General features: G+C 49.2%; 13 protein-coding genes and 1 tRNA gene. 10 read left to right on the top strand and 4 right to left on the bottom strand.

Features of this window, described 5'->3' with window-relative positions:
* Nucleotides 1-739: 739 nt before the first annotated feature.
* The 6 genes from HMPREF1640_RS06075 (at nt 740) to HMPREF1640_RS06050 (ending at nt 11,746) form a co-directional block, all read left to right on the top strand.
* The gene (locus HMPREF1640_RS06075) at nt 740-3,580 is read left to right on the top strand and encodes a beta-glucosidase (protein WP_036893262.1); all 2,841 of its coding nucleotides are present in this window, start codon (nt 740-742) and stop codon (nt 3,578-3,580) included.
* A gap of 659 nt (nt 3,581-4,239) precedes the next feature.
* Nucleotides 4,240-6,960, top strand: coding sequence for a TonB-dependent receptor domain-containing protein (locus tag HMPREF1640_RS06070; protein WP_036893285.1), 2,721 nt, complete (start codon nt 4,240-4,242; stop codon nt 6,958-6,960).
* A 3-nt stretch (nt 6,961-6,963) separates the two neighbouring features.
* Entirely contained in the window at nt 6,964-8,391 is a 1,428-nt protein-coding gene (locus HMPREF1640_RS06065) for a hypothetical protein (RefSeq protein ID WP_036893261.1), read from the top strand.
* A gap of 167 nt (nt 8,392-8,558) precedes the next feature.
* Entirely contained in the window at nt 8,559-8,768 is a 210-nt protein-coding gene (locus tag HMPREF1640_RS06060; RefSeq protein ID WP_036893260.1) for a DUF4250 domain-containing protein, read from the top strand.
* 171 nt (nt 8,769-8,939) lie between these two features.
* Complete coding sequence (glmS, locus tag HMPREF1640_RS06055; protein ID WP_036893259.1) at nt 8,940-10,784, top strand: glutamine--fructose-6-phosphate transaminase (isomerizing); 1,845 nt, start codon at nt 8,940-8,942, stop codon at nt 10,782-10,784.
* A gap of 44 nt (nt 10,785-10,828) precedes the next feature.
* On the top strand, nt 10,829-11,746 hold the full coding sequence (locus tag HMPREF1640_RS06050; RefSeq protein ID WP_036893258.1) for a GYF domain-containing protein: 918 nt from the start codon (nt 10,829-10,831) through the stop codon (nt 11,744-11,746).
* Nucleotides 11,747-11,979: 233 nt separating this feature from the next.
* Here the strand turns inward: HMPREF1640_RS06050 and HMPREF1640_RS06045 are convergent, their stop codons facing one another.
* Together HMPREF1640_RS06045 and HMPREF1640_RS06040 are read right to left on the bottom strand one after the other, a co-directional pair.
* Nucleotides 11,980-12,867: a carbon-nitrogen hydrolase gene (locus tag HMPREF1640_RS06045; protein ID WP_036893257.1), complete on the bottom strand. Its 888-nt coding sequence runs from the start codon at nt 12,865-12,867 to the stop codon at nt 11,980-11,982.
* Between the two features lie 96 nt (nt 12,868-12,963).
* Nucleotides 12,964-14,049 (bottom strand): agmatine deiminase family protein, encoded by a 1,086-nt coding sequence (locus HMPREF1640_RS06040; protein ID WP_036893256.1) that lies wholly within the window; start codon nt 14,047-14,049, stop codon nt 12,964-12,966.
* 209 nt (nt 14,050-14,258) lie between these two features.
* Here HMPREF1640_RS06040 and HMPREF1640_RS06035 point away from each other — a divergent pair, with 209 nt between their 5' ends.
* Nucleotides 14,259-14,855 carry an ATP-binding cassette domain-containing protein gene (locus HMPREF1640_RS06035; protein WP_052051732.1) on the top strand — a complete coding sequence of 199 codons (597 nt, stop codon included), beginning with the start codon at nt 14,259-14,261 and terminating at the stop codon, nt 14,853-14,855.
* Nucleotides 14,856-14,858: 3 nt separating this feature from the next.
* Nucleotides 14,859-15,755 (top strand): ABC transporter permease, encoded by an 897-nt coding sequence (locus HMPREF1640_RS12770; RefSeq protein WP_081935293.1) that lies wholly within the window; start codon nt 14,859-14,861, stop codon nt 15,753-15,755.
* Here the strand turns inward: HMPREF1640_RS12770 and HMPREF1640_RS06025 are convergent.
* The gene (locus tag HMPREF1640_RS06025; protein WP_036893252.1) at nt 15,646-16,572 is read right to left on the bottom strand and encodes an esterase-like activity of phytase family protein; all 927 of its coding nucleotides are present in this window, start codon (nt 16,570-16,572) and stop codon (nt 15,646-15,648) included. The genes HMPREF1640_RS12770 and HMPREF1640_RS06025 overlap by 110 nt on opposite strands.
* Before the next feature lie 427 nt (nt 16,573-16,999).
* Between HMPREF1640_RS06025 and HMPREF1640_RS06020 the strand changes: the two genes are divergently transcribed.
* Nucleotides 17,000-17,602 (top strand): riboflavin synthase, encoded by a 603-nt coding sequence (locus HMPREF1640_RS06020; protein WP_036893251.1) that lies wholly within the window; start codon nt 17,000-17,002, stop codon nt 17,600-17,602.
* Between the two features lie 141 nt (nt 17,603-17,743).
* Nucleotides 17,744-19,087: a TolC family protein gene (locus tag HMPREF1640_RS06015; protein ID WP_036893250.1), complete on the top strand. Its 1,344-nt coding sequence runs from the start codon at nt 17,744-17,746 to the stop codon at nt 19,085-19,087.
* Between the two features lie 237 nt (nt 19,088-19,324).
* On the opposite strand, the gene HMPREF1640_RS06010 is transcribed toward HMPREF1640_RS06015, so the two are convergent.
* A tRNA-Val gene (locus tag HMPREF1640_RS06010) sits at nt 19,325-19,399 on the bottom strand.
* Nucleotides 19,400-19,644: the final 245 nt, after the last annotated feature.

Here is a 19,644-nt window from a genome sequence, read left to right as displayed (position 1 = left end):
AATTTGCATTACCTCGTGACTTCGTAACTCTATCTTGAGGCAATCTTCCTGTCGTTTTGACGTTCGCCACATCGTGAAGCATGTTTTCATGACGTGAAAATAAACTGTTGAAAATAGCTGACAAACATGCCTTTAATTTTCGCGTATTTACAACTGGTTGGGTGGAAGCTCCCGAATATGCGATTTTTGTCAATGCTTAGTAAATCATTGTTTTATAGATAGATACGAGTTTTTTAATATAAAAGGGTGAATAAAAGAAAGAATTAATAGTGCCATTAGTGCTTATTCGCCGTGCGTTTAGTGCCTATCCGTTGGACGATCAAGTCCGAAACGACGTCCCTTTACGGCTCAAACGCGGTTCCAATAGACTTTAATCGCAAAGCGCATATGCTGTGATGATTGGCGCGGTCGCAAAAAATGGACCGTCGTCTCATCATTCCGCTTCTAACAGGACATGTGTCGACCCACTTGTTTTTGTGATTTTTTCATGACACAAGAAAACGAGGTTCGGTTTTTCTTGCATGTTCATTTATGCGGCTCTCCTCGTTTTTGTTTTGCCCTGTACGCCATAATTTCCTATCCGCTCGTCGCGCCACGCGCGATAGTCTTTATTTTATAGTGTCGTCAGCGATGCCTCTTCTTTTTCTTTCTTTTATTTTTTTTCGCTTGAACAAGTCTGTTTCCCGACATTTCTTCATATATTTGCACAAACTATCTACAAAATAATTATTAAACGAAAATGAAACATTCGCTCATCACTCTGCTGTTGCTCACAGCTCCGTGCGGGCATAATGTTTGGGCGCGAACGCCCAATCGTTATAGTCCTAAGTTGAAAACCTACAACCTTCCCAAAAACAAGATTTACCGTCAAGGGTGGATAGACTATAACAAGAACGGCAAAAAAGATGTCTATGAAGACCCCCAAGCCAATATAGACGACCGCATCGACAACCTCATCAGCCAAATGACGCTCGAGGAGAAAACTTGCCAGATGGTGACGCTCTATGGCTACCAGCGCGTGTTGGAAGACGATTTGCCCAAAGAAAGTTGGAATCAGAAATTGTGGAAAGACGGTATCGGGGCAATCGACGAGCACCTCAACGGTTTTCGTCAATGGGGATTGCCACCCTCTGACAATCCGTGGGTGTGGCCCGCTTCCAAACATGCGTGGGCCATCAACGAGGTGCAACGCTTTTTCGTGGAGCGAACCCGTCTCGGCATACCTGTCGATTTCACCAACGAGGGTATTCGTGGCGTGGAGAGTTACAAGGCCACCAATTTTCCCACACAATTGGGCTTGGGAACCACGTGGGATAGAAAACTCGTTCGCAAGGTGGGCTATATCACTGGTAGAGAGGCTCGGCTGTTAGGCTATACCAATGTGTACGCCCCCATATTAGACGTGGGGCGTGACCAGCGCTGGGGGCGCTACGAGGAGGTTTATGGCGAGAGCCCCTTCCTTGTGGCTGAACTTGGCGTGCAGATGGCCCGTGGCATGCAGACCGATTGGCAAGTGGCGTCCACGGCCAAGCATTTCGCTGCCTATAGCAACAACAAGGGCGCGCGCGAGGGTATGGCGCGCGTGGACCCGCAGATGCCGCCCCGAGAGGTTGAGAACATACACCTTTACCCATGGGGCAGGGTGGTGAGAGAGGCCGGATTGTTGGGCGCCATGAGCTCTTATAACGATTACGATGGCGTGCCCATACAGGGCAGCCGGCATTGGTTGACCGATGTGTTGCGCCATCGTTTTGGGTTCAGGGGCTATGTGGTGTCGGATAGTGACGCGTTGGAATATCTCTATTCCAAGCATCACACTGCCGCGGACATGAAAGAGGCCGTGTACCAAGCCGTTATGGCCGGGCTTAATGTGCGTTGCACTTTTCGCTCGCCCGACTCGTTTGTGCTGCCCCTGCGCGAGTTGGTCAAGGAGGGGCGCATACCGATGGACGTCATTGACGAGCGCTTGAGAGATATTCTCCGCGTCAAGTTCATTGTTGGCATCTTTGACCACCCCTACCAGATGGACCTGCGAGCGGCCGACAGGGAGGTGAACAGCAAAGAAAACCAGCAGGTGGCTTTGCAGGCTTCGCGTGAATGTATTGTGCTGTTGAAAAACCAAGACAACTTGCTGCCTTTGGATAAAAGCAAGGTGAAGCGTATAGCCGTGTGCGGCCCCAATGCCGACGATGCGGCGTATGCGCTGACCCATTACGGTCCGTTGGCCGTAGACGTGACGACAGTGCTCAAGGGCATACGCGACAAGGTGGGCCGCGACGTGGAGGTGACTTACGCCAAGGGGTGCGAGCTCGTGGATGAGCATTGGCCAGAATCAGAGTTGGTCGATTACCCGATGACAGCGCAAGAGCGTAGCGAGATAGACCGGGCCGTAGCTTTAGCCCGCCAGAGCGACGTGGCGGTGGTGGTACTCGGTGGCGACGCTCGCACGTGTGGGGAGAACAAGTCTCGCTCGTCATTAGACTTGCCCGGCAGGCAGCTCCAGCTCTTGCAAGCCGTGCAGGCAGTGGGCAAGCCCGTGGTGCTCGTCCTCATCAACGGCCGGCCGCTGTCCGTCAATTGGGCTGACAGGTTTGTCCCAGCCATATTGGAGGCGTGGTATCCGGGGTCGCAGGGAGGAACCGCTGTGGCCGACGTGCTTTTTGGCGACTACAATCCCAGTGGCAAACTTACGGTGACATTTCCCAAAACCGTGGGGCAGATACCTTTCAATTTCCCCTCCAAGCCTGCCGCGCTGGTTGACGGCGGAAACTCTCTGGGCCCGTTGGGCAATGCCTCGCGTGCCAACGGCGCGCTCTACTATTTTGGTCATGGCTTGAGCTACACCACCTTCGCTTATTCCAATTTGCGACTATCGGCCAAGAATATTGGCGCCACAGATACTATTGTTGTTAGTTGCGACGTGTCCAACGTGGGGAAGCGCGCCGGCGACGAGGTGGTGCAACTCTATACGCGCGACGTTGTCAGCTCGGTTACCACCTACGAGAAAAATCTTCGCGGGTTTGAACGCGTGCACCTTGAGCCAGGACAGACACGCGCGGTATCTTTTGTTCTGAGGCCCGAGCACCTGCAACTCATCAACGAGCGAAACGAGCGTGTGGTCGAGCCGGGTGATTTCAAGGTGATGGTAGGCGCGTCGTCGGAGGATATCCGTTTGGAAGATACGTTTACTGTCGTGGACCGGCGCGCTTCGTCCACTGGCGGTAAGCGCGCCTTCAAGCTCGACGTGGTGGCGGAGCCTGCCAGCGTTGACGCTCAAAAGGCCGTTGACGGAGACACGGCCACTTTTTGGCGTGCGATGGAAAACGCCATGTTGACCATCTCGACGCCAGCCTCCGAAAAGATAGGGGCCCTGGCGTTCCATTGGGCGCCCGGCAGCTCGGCAGACGCCACGTATACCATCCAGTTGTCTTCAGGTGGAGGGCAATTTGTCGATATGTACACAGGAAAACGCTCGGGCGATATGCAAAGGTTTCAAATTAACCGCTCGGGCATCAGTGACATCCGGCTCATTTGCCGCAAAGGCAAGTTGAACGTGGCCGAGATAAAAGTCGAGAAATAATTTGCGACATCCTTATTTGAGACAGACGGCGCGTCAATACCTACTCCGGATTTAATGAGATGGACACATTTGGCGTTGCCGCCTACCTGATGATTAGACGCGGCTATATCAAATAAAATATTTGGATGGATGTTTGACGCTGTCATGCCAATGCGTCATGGGAGACGTGCGGCGCGCGTGTCTCATCATGATGTATACGCCGTAAATGATACTGTGTCGATGGTATCGTGAACCCCCAATGGCTTGTTGGATGGCTCGAATACATACGCTTGCCATGCCTTTGCGAGGATGGCGTGGAGAGTGGGGCTTGTGTTATTTATGACACGATATGTTTTGTCGCGCCGGTGACGCGTCTGTTTTCAGTCATGGGCGTTGGTATACATCTTGGTTATTGGCGAGAATAACTAATCATTCGCGTGGGCGAACAATGAGGCCGCGCCTTTTTTGAACGTGGCCGGTTGAAAATCGCAAGGCGTTTTTGGTGTTCTCGTTGGATATATTTAACTTTGCGAGTGCTTAATTTAAAAATAATATTAGTTTAAGGCAGAATGATTTATTCAAAAAGAGAAGCCAAATTGTTGACGATAACAACTTTGGCGTTTTTTCAACCATTGCTCCCAACGTTTTTGTACGGCAATAATGGCGCATTCTCCAAAAAATTGCCAGAAGCGTATAAAGGGAAAAAGGAACACGTAGAGAGTGCTGATACCATGAGTTTTAACATGCCTGTTGACCTTAACGAAGTTGTCGTGACAGGTCAAGGTGGCGCGATTGAGAAACGCAGATTATCTTCCAATGTGACCAAAATAGCGGGCAAAGACTTGCTGCGGCAGTCTGTTGGTCGTATGGACGAGATGCTACGCAATGCCATTCCCGGTGTGCAGCTTTCACTTTCGGGCGCTCAACCGGGCAGCACGTCTATCGTCAAGGCGCGCGGTCTATCGTCGGCTTTCTCCAATGCGACACCTATTATATATATAGATGGTGTGCGCGTGGACAACCTAAACACAGGTTCCTTTCTCAATTATTCCAAGCATGGCTATGGCGCCAATCCCTATACCATCGGCGACATGCCCATGGGAGAGATGGCGTCGTCGAGCGCGCTGAGTGACATCTCAATGGAAAACATTGACCACATCGAGTATGTAAGCGGTGGAGCGGCCACCACGCTCTATGGTTCCGACGCGGCCAATGGCGTGATACAAATCTTCACCAAGAAAGGAAGCGCGGATGGTTTTCATGCCTCAGTGGGCGTGGATATGGGCTGGGACAAGGCCACCACGCAGTTTTATCATTTCAAGCGCACGGCCGACTTGCTCAACCAAACGGGTTTTGAGCAGCGTTACCGGTTGTCACTGAGCGGTGGAAACGACAAGTATGGTTATAGCTTGGGCGCCAACATGGGCGAGAACACCGGTATCGTGATACACAATAACAACGCGCAGAAGAGGTACGACTTGCGTTTTGGGTCGCACGCGCGCATTACGTCTCAATTGGAATACCAAAACTCTTTTGGCTTTGTCGCTGAAGATTACAAACGTAGTCGCAATGGCAATCAGGGCTTTTATACCGGTTTGTGGTTTGCCGAGGGTAGCGCGGCTTGTAATTTTAAATACACGGATGCCAATGGTAAAGAGCGAAACTATCCGGCGGACATAGACGCGGCTGGCGCCGACGTGTATGCGCGGATGCGCTCTTTTGTTCACGACGCGGAGGCCATGCAAGACTACAAGGAGAGCACCAAGCGTTTCCAGACATCGCATATATTGATTTACAAGCCATGGAGGAATGTCACGCTCAAGAGTACTTTTGGCATAGACTACAGAGCCAATAACAACAAGGAGATTGTGACCAACCAATATTTGATACACACACATGTAAAACCTGTGGGTACTACCGATGCCGGTCGCATTAACAATTTTGACAGAAACTATTTCGGTCTTACCGCGGATGTAAACGGGCAATATAAGTATTATTGTCGAGACTGGTTGAGTAATATTCTCACGGCAGGCTTTCAATACTTCAACACGCGCGACCATCAAGCCATCTATCATGGTACGAACGTGCGCGACGGCGCCAGGGTGATGTCCGGGGCAGGGGCTGTTCAAGCTGACGAGTGGCTCAATTACCTCCACAGCTATGGGTTTTATATGCAAGACAACATTGGGTTGTGCAATAAATATTATTTGGATTTTGGCGCCCGTGTAGATTACAACACGGCTTTTGGCGAGAATGTGAAGTGGCAGTTTTATCCCAAAGTGGGGTTGTCATATGTGATGAGTGACGAGTCTTTCCTGTCCTCATGGGTGAAAAACGGAATGATTTCCACGTTGCGTTTGTTTTGCAACTATGGTGTAGCCGGAAGCTATCCTCCACCTTTCGCTTATCAGAAAACAATTAGCGTGATGGGTTTCCTTGGCAAGCAGGCTGCCACATTTGGCCAGTACGGCAACCCAAATTTGGGTCCGGAGAAGAAACATTCGTTTGAGGTGGGCTTCGAATCGTCTTTTTTTCATGATTTCGCCACGCTTGCTTTTACTTATTATAACTCGCGCACCAAGGACGCGCTCTTTACCATACCCACATTGCCATCGGCTGGACGAGCTGCCACCCAGTTGGCCAACATCGGGGAAATTGGCAATCAGGGTGTAGAGATCAATTTGGGACTTCATGTCATTCGTACCAAGGATTGGCTCGCGACGGTGCGCGCCGCTATCAACACCAACCGCAATCGAGTGCTGAGCGATGGCGGAACGGTGCCTTTCAGCATAGGAGGGTTTGGGCCGGAGACCATCCAAACGGCTGTCGAAGAGGGCAAGCCAGTGGGCTTCTTGCGCGGAAACAAGGCGGTGCTCAATGCCGATGGCACGCTCAAGGAGGTGCTGCGCATGCAAGATTTGGGCTCTACCATACCTACATGCTATGGCAACGTTTCGTTGGACCTGCGTTACAAGGATTGGCAGCTGTGGATGAGCGGTGACTACCAGATGGGTTCTTACGTACATTCTTTCGACCGACAGTTTCGCTTCTCCAAAGGGTTGAAAGACAATGCCATCCCCGAGGCTGCGCTGATGGGCAAGTCGCAGAGAAAGGCGTGGCTCTATTTTACCAACTATTTCGTGGAAAAAGCAGACTTTTTCAAGGTGCGAAACATTGGATTAAGCTATCTATATCGGGCCAATGGCAAGCTTCACGCGCTTAAGAGCGTACAAGTCAGCTTGAACATCAACAATCCGTTGAGCTTCACGGCGGCGTCGGTAGACCCCGAGGCTGTCATTTCGGGAGCGCATTCACAGGGCGCCGTAGCTACGGGTGGATTGAACTATTCCACTTTCTCTTTGCCCAAACAATATATTTTCTCACTTAAATTCAATATGTAAACCATGAAATTTTACAATACATACATTGTTCTTTCGGTGGCGTCGTTGCTTTTGGGCTCATGCAATTTGATAGAACCCAATGATATTGAAAATCCGAATGTCACGGAAAAAGCCTATCTTGAGGGCGGAAACGCCATGGATACATGGGTGAATGGCCTTGACAGGACGTTGGCGATGACCGTGAGCAATTTCTGCTTGCAGACCGAGATCATATCTGACAATTATTTCAACAATTATACAAGAGAGAGCAAGCTCTTTGACAGACCGCAGCTATTAAATAACGACCCTGACGTGAATGGCATGGAGCGCGGCGTGGCCCAGCTGCGCTCGGCGGCCGATTATGGACTTGACGTGGTGCGCCATCGTGATAAAAATGTTACCAAAAACCATCTCTTCAAACTCTACTATATCAAGGCTTACTCCTATCTGCTCGGTGGTGAGAATTTCATGGCCTTGCCTGTGAGCGAGGGTGGTGAGGTTAAAACGTGGAAGGAGCTTTTGCGACTGTCCCTGAAGTGTCTTGAAGAAACAGAGCCATACATTGGCAATGACACCGAACGCTCGTTGGTTCATACGCTTAGGGCGCGGGCGTACTATCGGCTGGGTAGCGTGGACGATGCGTTGAAAGAGAGCGAGGAGGCTTTGCGATTTAGCTCAAATTTACTTTGTCAGGTTGCTTTTGATGGTGTAAATGGCGTGGTAAACACGATGCAGGACGATATTTGCAAGGCCATGTACCAGCCCTTGCCACGATTGAATTTTCTCAATCCCAAATACGTGCAGCGCACATCCATCTACGAAAGCGCTATCTGTATTGCCAAAGCTGAGGAGAACTACCTTATCATGGCCGAGGCGCTGCTTGCCAAAGGCGATGAACACGCATGCAAGGCCAAACTTCATGAGCTGCTCAAACTTGTGCAATCGCGCCCTGTGTTGTCTGGCGTGAAAGACTGGGCCAAGACGCGTGCCACCGGCGGTATCAAAGAATATCCCGACAGTGCCATATACAAAGTGGCCGCGTCGCCAAACGATCGTTTTCGCGATGGGTTGGTGTTAAGCCGCAAGAAACCGCAAGTGGTAAGTGTTCCGACTGTTTCCGGCACGTCGGTGACACCCCAAATGATAGACGATTGTCAAAAGCATGACGATCTCCTTGAGCTAATATACCTGCTCAGGCAGGAAATTTTCATGGCCGAGGGGCGACGCATGAGCGATTTGGGCATTAGGTTGCCTATTAGCGAGGTGGAGGCTAAAAACACTTCCACGGCCGCGCCATTCGTCCATGCCGAGATACCCCCGTTCATACCGAAAGATCAAGGCATGGATGCTTTCGAGCTTGACAAGAAAAATTTTCGGGTAACCATTAAGTATAACATGAACCGAATAATTGTCGAGAACAAGTCTACGCCTTTTGTCGTGCCTTTCGAATAGACAAACCACCGCGGTCTTTACGAATCCACGAGTATGCTTTAGACGTGTGTACATCGCTCGTCAGCAACTCGTGCGATTTGCAAATGAGATTTTCTCTGGGCGAGAATATGCGGCAAGGTGGATTCCCTTGTTGTTTCTCGTTAAATTATAAACTTAAAATATAAACGATGGACTATCTTCCAAAAGACCCCGCTATCCTTGTGTCGAGCGTCAACATGTTGCTTCGAGACGAGGAATTTGACAGTTTGACATCTTTGTGTCACAATTTTAACACGACGCCAGAAGACATCAAGAGTTACCTCTTGCGGCATGGCTTTGTGTATAGTGACACACAACGGCAGTTTAGGCCCATGGGCTATGACAAGGGGGAGGGATAAGGTTTCCCATCCCTCTTCTTGTGCGGACACATGGCTCTCAAAGGTGGCGATTTGACGATTTTGATGTGTTACGAATAAAAAAAAGATCTTGTGATTATTTTTTTTTATATTTAAAAAGGCTAACTAAAAGAGCTTTTTCGTAACTTTGCGCCAACAAAAATACGAGAAATCATGTGTGGAATAGTGGGATATATCGGCAAACGGCCAGCGTATGACATTTTGATAAAGGGCCTTCGCCGATTGGAGTATCGCGGATATGATTCGGCGGGTGTGGCGCTTGTCGATGACACCGGGAAGCTGAAAGTGTACAAGGCCAAAGGAAAAGTGAGCGACTTGGTGGCCGCGACTCAAGAAAAGGACTGTAGTGGAACCGTTGGCATAGCGCATACACGGTGGGCCACTCATGGGGAGCCATCTGTAAGGAACGCGCACCCGCATGTGTCCGAGTCGGACAACTTGGTAATCGTGCACAATGGCATTATAGAAAACTTTACCTTGTTGCGCGACCAGCTGGCGCAAAGAGGCTTCCATTTTCAAAGCGACACGGACACGGAGGTGCTCGTGCAGCTTATCGAGTATGTCTATCAGAGCAGCGGTTGCACTTTGGTGGAGGCTGTTCGCCAAGCGTTGGGAATGTGTATAGGCGCTTATGCTATCGTTGTCTTGGACCGTCGCCATCCTGATACGATTGTCGCCGCGCGCAAAGGGTCTCCCTTGGTTATTGGTATCGGAAAGGATTCAAGCGAGTTTTTTATAGCCTCAGACGCCACGCCCATCGCTGAATACACAAAAAAAGTGGTGTATGTGGATGACGAACAGATAGCATTGTGCCATCCGGGCAAGGATTTGGAAATAATAGACCTCAGAAATCAGCGTGTGGACGTCAATGTGAAGCATATAGACGTGGACATTGACATGCTTGACAAAGGTGGGTACTCTCATTTTATGCTCAAGGAAATTTTTGATCAGCCACGCTGCCTGAAAGACTGTATGAGTGGGCGATTGATTGATCAAGATGTTGTTTTGAGCGCTGTACGGTATAATCGCGAACGTTTGTTGTCGGCATCAAGATTTATCATCGTCGCTTGCGGAACAAGTTGGCACGCGGGTCTAATAGCCAAACAGCTTATCGAACATTTTTGCAAAATACCCGTAGAGGTGGACTATGCGTCAGAGTTTAGATACCGTGACCCTGTCATTTTGCCTACTGATGTTGTTATCGCGATTTCCCAAAGTGGCGAAACTGCCGATACTTTGGCAGCCATCCAACTGGCTAAAGCCAGTGGAGCTTTTATCTTTGGTATTGTCAATGCCGTTGGCTCGAGCATAGCGAGAGCCACTCAAACGGGTGTGTATATACATGTAGGCCCAGAGATAGGTGTGGCCTCGACCAAGGCATTTACAGGCCAATTGACGTGTTTGACATTGCTGACGTTGGCATTGGCCAAAGCCAAGGGCACGCTTGAGGAAACGGAATTTAAGGCCTTGACTACCGAGCTATCTAAAATTCCTGAGAAAATCAAGGCCGTTTTGGATCACAATGACGAAATCAAGCAATTGGCACGTACCTATACTTATGCCACAAATTTCTTATATTTAGGTAGAGGCTGGAACTATCCGGTGGCTTTGGAGGGAGCGCTTAAACTAAAGGAAATTAGCTACATTCACGCCGAAGGATACCCTGCGGCGGAGATGAAACACGGGCCGATAGCTTTGGTTGATAATATGATGCCTGTTCTTTTCATCGCCACTCACCATGAGGGATACGAGAAAATCATCTCAAATATGCAGGAGGTGAAAGCGCGCGGAGGACGTATTATAGCAGTGGTCACGGAGGGAGATGAGCAAGTTCGCAAAATCTCTGACGAGTGCATATATGTGCCACAGACATTGGCTCCATTGGCTCCACTGCTTTCTGTCATACCATTGCAGTTGTTGGCTTATCACATCGCGGTGGAAAAGGGCCTTGATGTGGATATGCCTCGAAACCTCGCTAAAAGTGTGACCGTGGAGTAAAAACATTGATGGAAGACAGCTGTCTATAACATATAACATCCGCCATGAATTATTTTATCATCACAAATGGTGTCCAACAAGGGCCGTTCACATTGGATGAGCTTCGTCAGCATAACATATCCTCAGAAACATTGGTTTGGACTGAGGGGATGTCCCAATGGGAGCCAGCGTGGCAGGTTGAAGAGTTGAAAGCGCTGTTCTATAACAATGAGTCGCGCGTCACAGGCGCGACACCTCCACCACCACCACATGAGGGCAACGGCCAAGTGGCGGAATTTTCCGCGCGACAACATTGTTGCCATCGCGATGATACGGTGTCAAACGCTTCTTTGCCTCCAAAAAGACGTGGCGTTTTGTCGTGGGTACTATTGGTTTTGTTCGGTTTGTTTCTGGCAATGGTATTAACCAATCCATCCAAGAAGGCCCATCGTCAAGTGTTAAAAGAAAACATCACGCGCGCGTTGACCAAGGCCGTTGGCGGCGACGGTCATGGCTTGTTTGCGCGAGGCTTCAATATGTTTGGGCAATTGTTTGCCGGCCCACTCGTCGATGAAGTTCTGAATGAGGCGCTCGAATATCACAATTACATCATTTTTTCAACAACTTCTGTGCAAACTGACAAGGGTAATGTCACCACGTCATATGGCATGTTTGGCAAGGTGCTTGCCGCGGACGAGGAGGTGATCGCTCAAGCCATCAACGCCTCGAATAAGGAGGTGGAACGTGGGGCTTTGGACGATGATTGGATAGACAGGCGGAGCGACGGCAATCAGGGGAATGAGGATTGGCCAGATGTCTCGAATGCCGATACCGCCACGACTAAAGGTAAATCGGGAAGAGCCATCGTGAAACAAGTGCAAAAGCTGTTAAAGGATAAAATAAAGCAGAAAACCGACAGTATAACATCTGATGATGTGGAAAAAATCGTTGACAAAATTTTTGAATATGCCAAAGGTTTGTGACACAACCATCGATTGTTGGTTGCTGCCATTAATATAAGAGCGTTTCCAACAACTATGCTGTTAGCCCATTAATCAATCGCCAACAATGCGGTATGCGTGTCGTGTCTTTGATAACTTACATGCCGCATTGTTCGTGATGCTCATTTTCTTGTGCTCCCAAGCCAGTCGGTTGGTTGCGATACCCGATGGCATGGGGCACGCGAAAAGAACCGTATGTGTGTGACGGCGCGGTGTTATTTGGTGTCGTTAAAGCGGTTTAGTATTTCTCCATAGGCGTCTATCCGCCGGTCCCGAAGAAATGGCCACCAACGCCTTACCTGTTCGCCATGCGCCAAATCCACCTCCACGACGAGCCTTTCCTCATCCTTGTCGCTTGCCCTGCAATATAGCTCGCCTTGAGGGCCGGCTACGAAACTTGATCCCCAAAACTGTATACCCTTGGTCTGCCCGCTCGAATCAGGTTCAAGCCCTACTCTGTTCACGGCCACCACGGGCAATCCATTGGCCACGGCGTGCCCTCTTTGTACCGTTGTCCAAGCCTCTCGCTGCCTCTCTTGTTCATCCTCTGGGTCGCTGCTTTCATAGCCTATGGCTGTCGGGTAAATCAGTATTTCGGCTCCTCGCAGTGCCATTAGTCGGGCGGCTTCAGGATACCACTGGTCCCAGCAAACCATAACGCCCAACCGTCCTGCCGATGTGTCGATGGGCATAAAGCCCAAGTCGCCCGGCGTGAAGTAAAATTTCTCGTAGTAGGCGGGGTCGTCCGGAATGTGCATCTTGCGGTATTTGCCAGCGATGGAGCCGTCTTTTTCTATCACCACCGCCGTGTTGTGATAGAGGCCCGGCGCCCGTTTTTCAAACAGCGATATTACAAGGACCACGCCACATTGCTTGGCTATTCTCCCAAATAGCTCCGTGGATGGTCCGGGTATAGGCTCGGCCAAATCGAACAGCGACACATCTTCTGTTTGGCAAAAGTACAATGAGTTGTGCAATTCTTGCAAAACAATGAGCCGCGCGCCTTTTTGGGCCAAATCCCTGATACCCTGCTCCAGTCTGTTAAGGTTGTCTTGTATGTCCGCTACATTGTGCAGTTGCAACATTCCAATTTTTATTTTCATATCATTGCGTTGTTTGTTCTTTTGTTTTTGTCAATTTGTGTATTATCTGACAGGCCCATCATATGGCCTCGTGTCAAGTTGATGCTCTTGCGGCGATTAGTCCTGTTGCCCGTCTCTGAGTGTGCCTTGTGGATATTGCATGGTCAGACAGTGTAGCGAGCCATGCTGTCGAATCACGGTCGTGGCGTCTATTCCCACGATTTCCCGGTTTTCAAAGGCCATGCCAACCACCTCTAATGCTTTTGCGTCAATATCAGGCTGTTGATAGGTGGGTACGATGACGGCTCCGTTCAGAATGACAAAGTTGGCGTATGTGGCGGGCAATCGCTCGCCGTTATCATATATAGGCCGTGGCATGGGCAGCCTCAACAAGCGATAGGGAGCGTCGTTCAGCGTTCTCAATGTTTCCAACTGTCGTTCCATGGCTTTTAGGTCCGCGTAGTGTTCATCCTCCATGTCGTCGCACCCCACATAGAGTAGGGTGTCATTTGGGGCCATGCGCACGATGGTATCAATGTGTCCATCTGTATCGTCGCCTGCCAGATGCCCATGGTCTATCCATATCACCCTCTCGACACGAAGGGTGTCTTTTAGTCGTCTTTCTATTTGTCGCATGTCCATGGGCTGGTTTCGATGCGAAGCCAATAGGCACGAGGTGGTGGTCAGTATGGTACCTTTCCCGTCGCTTTCCACCGCCCCTCCTTCAAGCACGAAATCATTGTGATCCTCTATTTTCGCGGAAAACAAACCTTGCTGGTAGAGCTTACGAGTGATGGCGTTGTCCTTGTCCCAACCAAATTTTTCTCCCCAGCCGTTAAATTTGAAATCAAGAAGTGTTTTGTCACCTTCTTTGTTGTCGTCCCTCAAAGGGCAAGCGAGGGTTATCGCGGCGTGATCTCTGGCCCAAGTGTCGTTGCTGTCACATTCTGAATATATCACGTTGGCCATTCCATCCGCTCCCAGTCTGTTGGCAAGCAGCTTTTTCACGGCGTTGACATGTGGCGTCACGACCAAGAGTTTTTCGTGTCTTGTGATTTTGTCGGCCAACTCAATGAATGTCTTTTCTATGTCTTTGAGATACGGTTTCCAGTCTGTGGCTTCATGCGGCCAAGTGAGTTGGATTGCGCTTTGTGGTTCCCATTCGGCAGGAAAGATGAGTTCGCGGTGGTTTTTTGTTGTCATAAAACAAAATGTTTCAGTCTGAAAAGCTAAATATTTGCTGTTTCATGCAAATTTAGTCAAAATACTTAGCATATTGTATTCGTTTAAAAAAAAATCTTCTCCTCAAGTCTATTTTCTCCCTTGTAAATTTTATACGATCGCTTGTTCTTTTGCCTAAACATGAGGTGTTGTTCAATTTTTTTGCCTAAATTTGTGGAAAAATAGATTGTATGCTTGAATTTAAGGATGCAAGAATAGCTTTGGACGGTGGCAGATTGTCCACGCCAATTTCGGCCGTGATTAATCAAGGCGAGATGGTGTGCGTTAGTGGTCCGGTGGCCTCGGGCAAGAGTGGGCTGTTAAGGGCGGTCATGGGGCTGGCGCCTGTGCAGTCTGGCCATATCACCATTGACGGCGAGCTTGTGGCTCCCGGGGCTTCTGGCTATTTGCGAGGAACCATGTCTTATGTACCCCAGCGACTGCCTGACGTTACGATGAAGGTGTCTGAGTTGTGCCAGTCTGTGTTTCGCTTGCAGGTCAATCAAAGCAAGAATCTTCGCGTGGAGGCCATGATACCATACCTTCAAGAGCTTTCCATGTCCGGGACAGTGCTGCGACGAGATGTCAACGAGATGGATTCGCGGCAGTTGCGGTTAGTTATGATAAGCATGTTACCCCTCTTGCGCCGCCCCATTATTCTTGTCGACAACGCCCCTCAAATGCAATGCGTGCACGATTTCTTTTGTCATCTCACGGCCAATGGCTCTGAATTGCTCTATACTTGCGAGGAGAATCAGATGGATTGCGACAAACTTTTAAAATTGTAGACTATGAAAATAACGTGGCTTGGCTTTTTGTTCAGTCTTGTTTTTGTGCTGTTTCCGTTGTATGTCATATATAGATTTGACTTGCGTAGCTTTCGCCGTTTCCTTGTCGCCGCGCTCGCCATGACAGGCAGTGTGGCTGTCACGGCGTTGGGCATATATCTGCTAACGGTGTGGAACAACGCGTTTTTCACCATTCTCTCAGGCGTTGTGATGGCGATAGCCGGAGCCGTTTTCTCTATCCGTAAGGCAAAACTGAAGGCCGGACGCTTGTTGGTGCCGGTGCTGTGTGGTGTCATGATTGCTGTGTTTATAGTGGGCTTGTACGCGCTTTTATTGGTTTTGGGATTGAAAACGACATTTCATGCACGTTTCTTTGTGCCCGTGTTCGGATTGCTTGCGGGCAGTGTCATAGGTCCAAACGCCCGTGCGCTTCGCATGTATTATATGGGATTGACCCATCACAACCAACTGTATTATTACCTTTTGGGCAATGGCGGCAGCCATCGTGAGGCCACAAGTCATTTTGTCAAGCGTGCCTTTCAGTCGGCTCTCAATATGATGACGCGCCAAATGAGCGCTTTGGTGTTTGCCAACGCGCCTGTTTTGATGCTTGCTTTGATACTGACGGGAACAGACGTTATGACAGCGGCGTTATTGCAAATCTTGCTGTTTTTCATGGTCCTCACGGTGTCATTCGTGTCTCTTTGCATTACACTGTTGGTGGCACGGCATTATAATTATGACGAATACGAGCGTTTGCGCCCTGTCCAAAAAGGTACGTCCGCATCCACTAATGCATCTCAATCTTCAACGTCTTCAACCAATCTTTCAACACAGAGCCATACTGATTTTGAGAATCAGCCACAAGAATCAACACACGAGAGCCATCTGCCAGTTTAGGCCCAAGACACATTCCCTCATAATTGGCCAATGTTCTTGATAGCAGTGTCAATTTTGTTCGCCATGTGGAGAGTAAGTTCTTTTTTGAGTTCTCAACCGTAAACTTGAAGAGCTTGCAGTTGACAAACGCTCCTATCTTTTTTTTAGGCACATAAAACTCGCGCTCAAGCACCAATAAGTTTCCGTCATCTAATGCGCACATGGCCACCGCTCCATGTGCGTATAGCCATGCCTTGTCCGCGTTGGCAATGGGAGAGTCAAGGTGGTAGACATATAGATGTCGTGGACGATAGAGAGAGTCAAACGACTGTATGAATATAGTGTCGCTTTCGTTGCAGGTCCATAGCGTCCGCGTGCTGTCGTTGAACGACAACGCTTCCAAACCGAGATTGGCTGGCAGATGCCGGTACACTTCCGGTAGTTGCGCTTCTCTCGACGTTCGGTTTCCATCCAGTTTGTATTCCAATATTCTGTTGTCGCGCTCGCCTGATATCAAAATGGTGTTAGATAGAGCGTTAAACGCGATGCCCTCGTTGTCGCGATTCTCAAAGCCAGAAGACCTGAAACCTAAGTTTTTAGCCGCCAGAAGCTCGCCCGACACAGAGTCCACGTCAATTTCAAAAACAAAAAATCCATCCTCCTTGCTTTTGTCACTCACCACGGCATAGTGATTTTTTCCCAACCACGCTATGCCGCTGTAATTGCCCGCAGGGATGTATTTTGGAAACGCGAATTGCCTATTTTCAGTAATCTTGCATTGCGCCAATCCTCGTATGGTTATACCCGCAATCAATAAATACAGTGCAAATCTCTTCATATGTCTATAGATGTAAAACGAATCTGTGCCTTTAATTATTGCCCCAAAAAGCTGGGTTTTTGTTTGGTCGTACAAAACTATTGTTGTAAATTTGCATCATAACAAGGAGATAAAATCGGGGGGTTGTATCGATTCGATCGGGATACTCATCAAATTACATTGAAAACCGAGACAACTTCTCTTGTCAATGGCGGGCCACATAAAGCGCGTCGCGCCTAAGCCGCAGGGCCGGTGGATTACAAAGACGGGGAGCTCTCATCACCTTTATAGTAGGAGTTTTCATCACATCATCGTTACGATCCCCTTTAAAATAATGGAGAATTGAGTTTGGGGAGATTTCCTTTGGCTCGGTTCTCTTTTTTCGTTTAATGACTATCCTGCGTGGGCAAATCGCCCGCGAGGTATAACACATCGTAAACCAACAGATATGTTTAGTGGCATCGTAGAAGAGATGGCTACCGTCGTGGCCATCAACAAGTATCAAGGAAACATTGATTTCACCTTGAGGTGTTCTTTCACGTCCGAGTTAAAGATAGACCAGAGCGTCGCTCACAATGGCGTTTGTCTCACGGTGGTAAGTATAGAGGGCGACACTTATACCACCACGGCTATGAAAGAGACGCTCGACCGCTCTAATTTGAGCCTGCTCAAGGTGGGCGACAAAGTGAACGTGGAGCGATCGATGATGATCAATGGCCGATTGGACGGGCATATTGTACAAGGGCATGTGGACCAAACCGCAAAGTGCGTGGCTTTGGATGACGCTGATGGCTCAACCTATTTCACGTTTGAGTATTTGGCCGATCAATCTATGGCGCGCCGTGGTTATTTCACCGTGGACAAGGGGTCGGTCACCGTCAACGGCGTGTCGCTCACCGTGTGCCAGCCAACAGCCAACAGCTTTAAGGTGGCCATCATTCCTTACACGCGCCAAAACACCAATTTTTGTAATATCAAAGTGGGTAGCGTTGTCAACTTGGAGTTTGATATCTTGGGCAAATATATAGCTCGTCTAAACGATTTTTCTTGACGTCGCGCGTTTCAAAACCGGGTTGGCTCAATGTCGTCGCCACGCGTTTTTTCGCTAATCAATGTTAAAATTCGAGTCTGTTCCCAACTTTATCCCTTCTGTTAGCGTCTAAACACCATATCAGTAATTAATGCGTACCTTATGAAAAAGTCATTCCTCGTTACAGTCTTTTTGTCGTGTTCTATTACTTTTTCGCATCATTGCGAGGCCAAGGTGTGGACATTGCAAGCCTGTGTGGACTATGCGTTGAAGAACAATATCACACTTCAGAAAAACAATCTCAAACGCCTTGCCGCATTAGAAGACGTCAAACTGAGCCAAGCCGCCTTGCTGCCCTCGCTCTCGGTCTCCAGCTCGCAGAATGCCACCTACAACCCTTGGCCCGAGACAGGCAGCTACATGCTCGCTGGTTCCAAGGTGCAGTCCAATGTCGACAAGGTTTACTACAATGGCTCATATATAGTGAGTGGCAATTGGACGGTATGGAATGGGGGGCGCAATCGGTATGAAATCCAATCCAATCGTCTTGTCGCGTGCCAAGCAGCGCTTGATAGTGCCACCACATCCAACAGCATACAAGAGCAGATAGCTTCTCTCTATGTGCGGATACTCTACTCGAAGGACGCTGTGGAGGTGAGCCGCAGTACATTGGAAACTTCAAGGATGAACGAGAGCCGTGGACGTGAGTTTGTCAAGGTGGGTAGCATGAGCAAGGCCGACTTAGCGCAGTTGGTGGCGCAGCGAGCTGCCGACGAATATGCCTTGGTGCAAGCTGAGAGTGGTGTGCGCGAGTACAAACGGCAATTGAAACGATTGCTCCAAATCACTAACCAAGAAGATTTTGACGTGGTGGCTCCCATGACTACCGACGAGATGGCATTGCGTCCCATTCCCGACGTGCCGTCTGTCTATGATCGTGCGCTGCTCTCGCGTCCCGAAATACAAAGCGCGCTGCTCTCGATCAAGAACAGCGCATTGCAGATACGCATGGCCAAAGCACAGCGATTGCCCACTGTTGTGGCCAATGCGGGTTTGGGCACCAACACCACTTCCATGAGCAAGAACGCTTGGGGTACGCAGATGAAAACCAATTTCGGTGTCAATGGAGGCTTCAGCGTGAACGTCCCTATATTCGATAACCGACGCATCAAAACCGATATCAGCAAGGCAATATTATCCAATCAGAGCTACCAATTGGATTTGAAAGATCAGCAGACCAATCTTTATTCCGTCATCGAAAACTATTGGGTTCAGGCCGTGAACAACCAAGCCCAGTTCAAAAGCGCGCGCATACGCACGCAGAGCGCACAGGAAAGCTATGATCTTTTGAGCGAGCAGTTCAGGTTAAAACTTAAAAACACCATAGAGCTAATGAACGGCAAAGACGCCCTTCTCAAAGCCCGGCAAGCCGAGTTGCAAGCCAAATACCTTGCCATTCTGAACATTTATATGCTCGAGTTTTACCAAAGCGGAAAGATTGTTTAGATCATCTTGCGGAGCCGTCCTCCAGCATGGGTGTGCCCTTGTAAGGATGGCGAGCGATTGTTGTCGGTTGGGCAGTTCGCCTCTTTTTTTTCAAGGTGGCAGGCAGACTGCTCGAATTGGCATGAATAAGGTGGCGATTAATTTATGACGCCTTTTTGAGACAACAGCGTTGATAGACTTGAAAAATGAGAAAGCCGAGTTGTGACAACGTTAACAACTCGGTTTTCCTAATAGGTGTAGGGACAATCGGGCTCGAACCGATGACCTCTGCAATGTGACTGCAGCGCTCTAAACCAACTGGGCTATGCCCCTATCTTTCAATGCCCATTTGTTGTAAGGGCATCGCAAAATTAGACATTTTTCAGGATATGGCAAAATTTTAATCCATTTTTTTATCGCCTCAGGCATGTTTTGTTTGTTGAGAGGCACGCGATCAAGGCTCCGTTGATGGGCGTGGTCGCTTCTTGCGGAGAGTGCAGACATTCAGAAAGCCTATGACGCGGGTGGAAACCATGCCTTGGCAGGCAGCCTTGCGGCGTCTGTGACATTGTTGGATA

The organism is Prevotella sp. S7-1-8, from assembly GCF_000758925.1.
Lineage (GTDB): Bacteria > Bacteroidota > Bacteroidia > Bacteroidales > Bacteroidaceae > Prevotella.
Note: the sequence above shows the minus strand (reverse complement) of the source record. Positions and strands in the feature narration are given on the sequence as shown.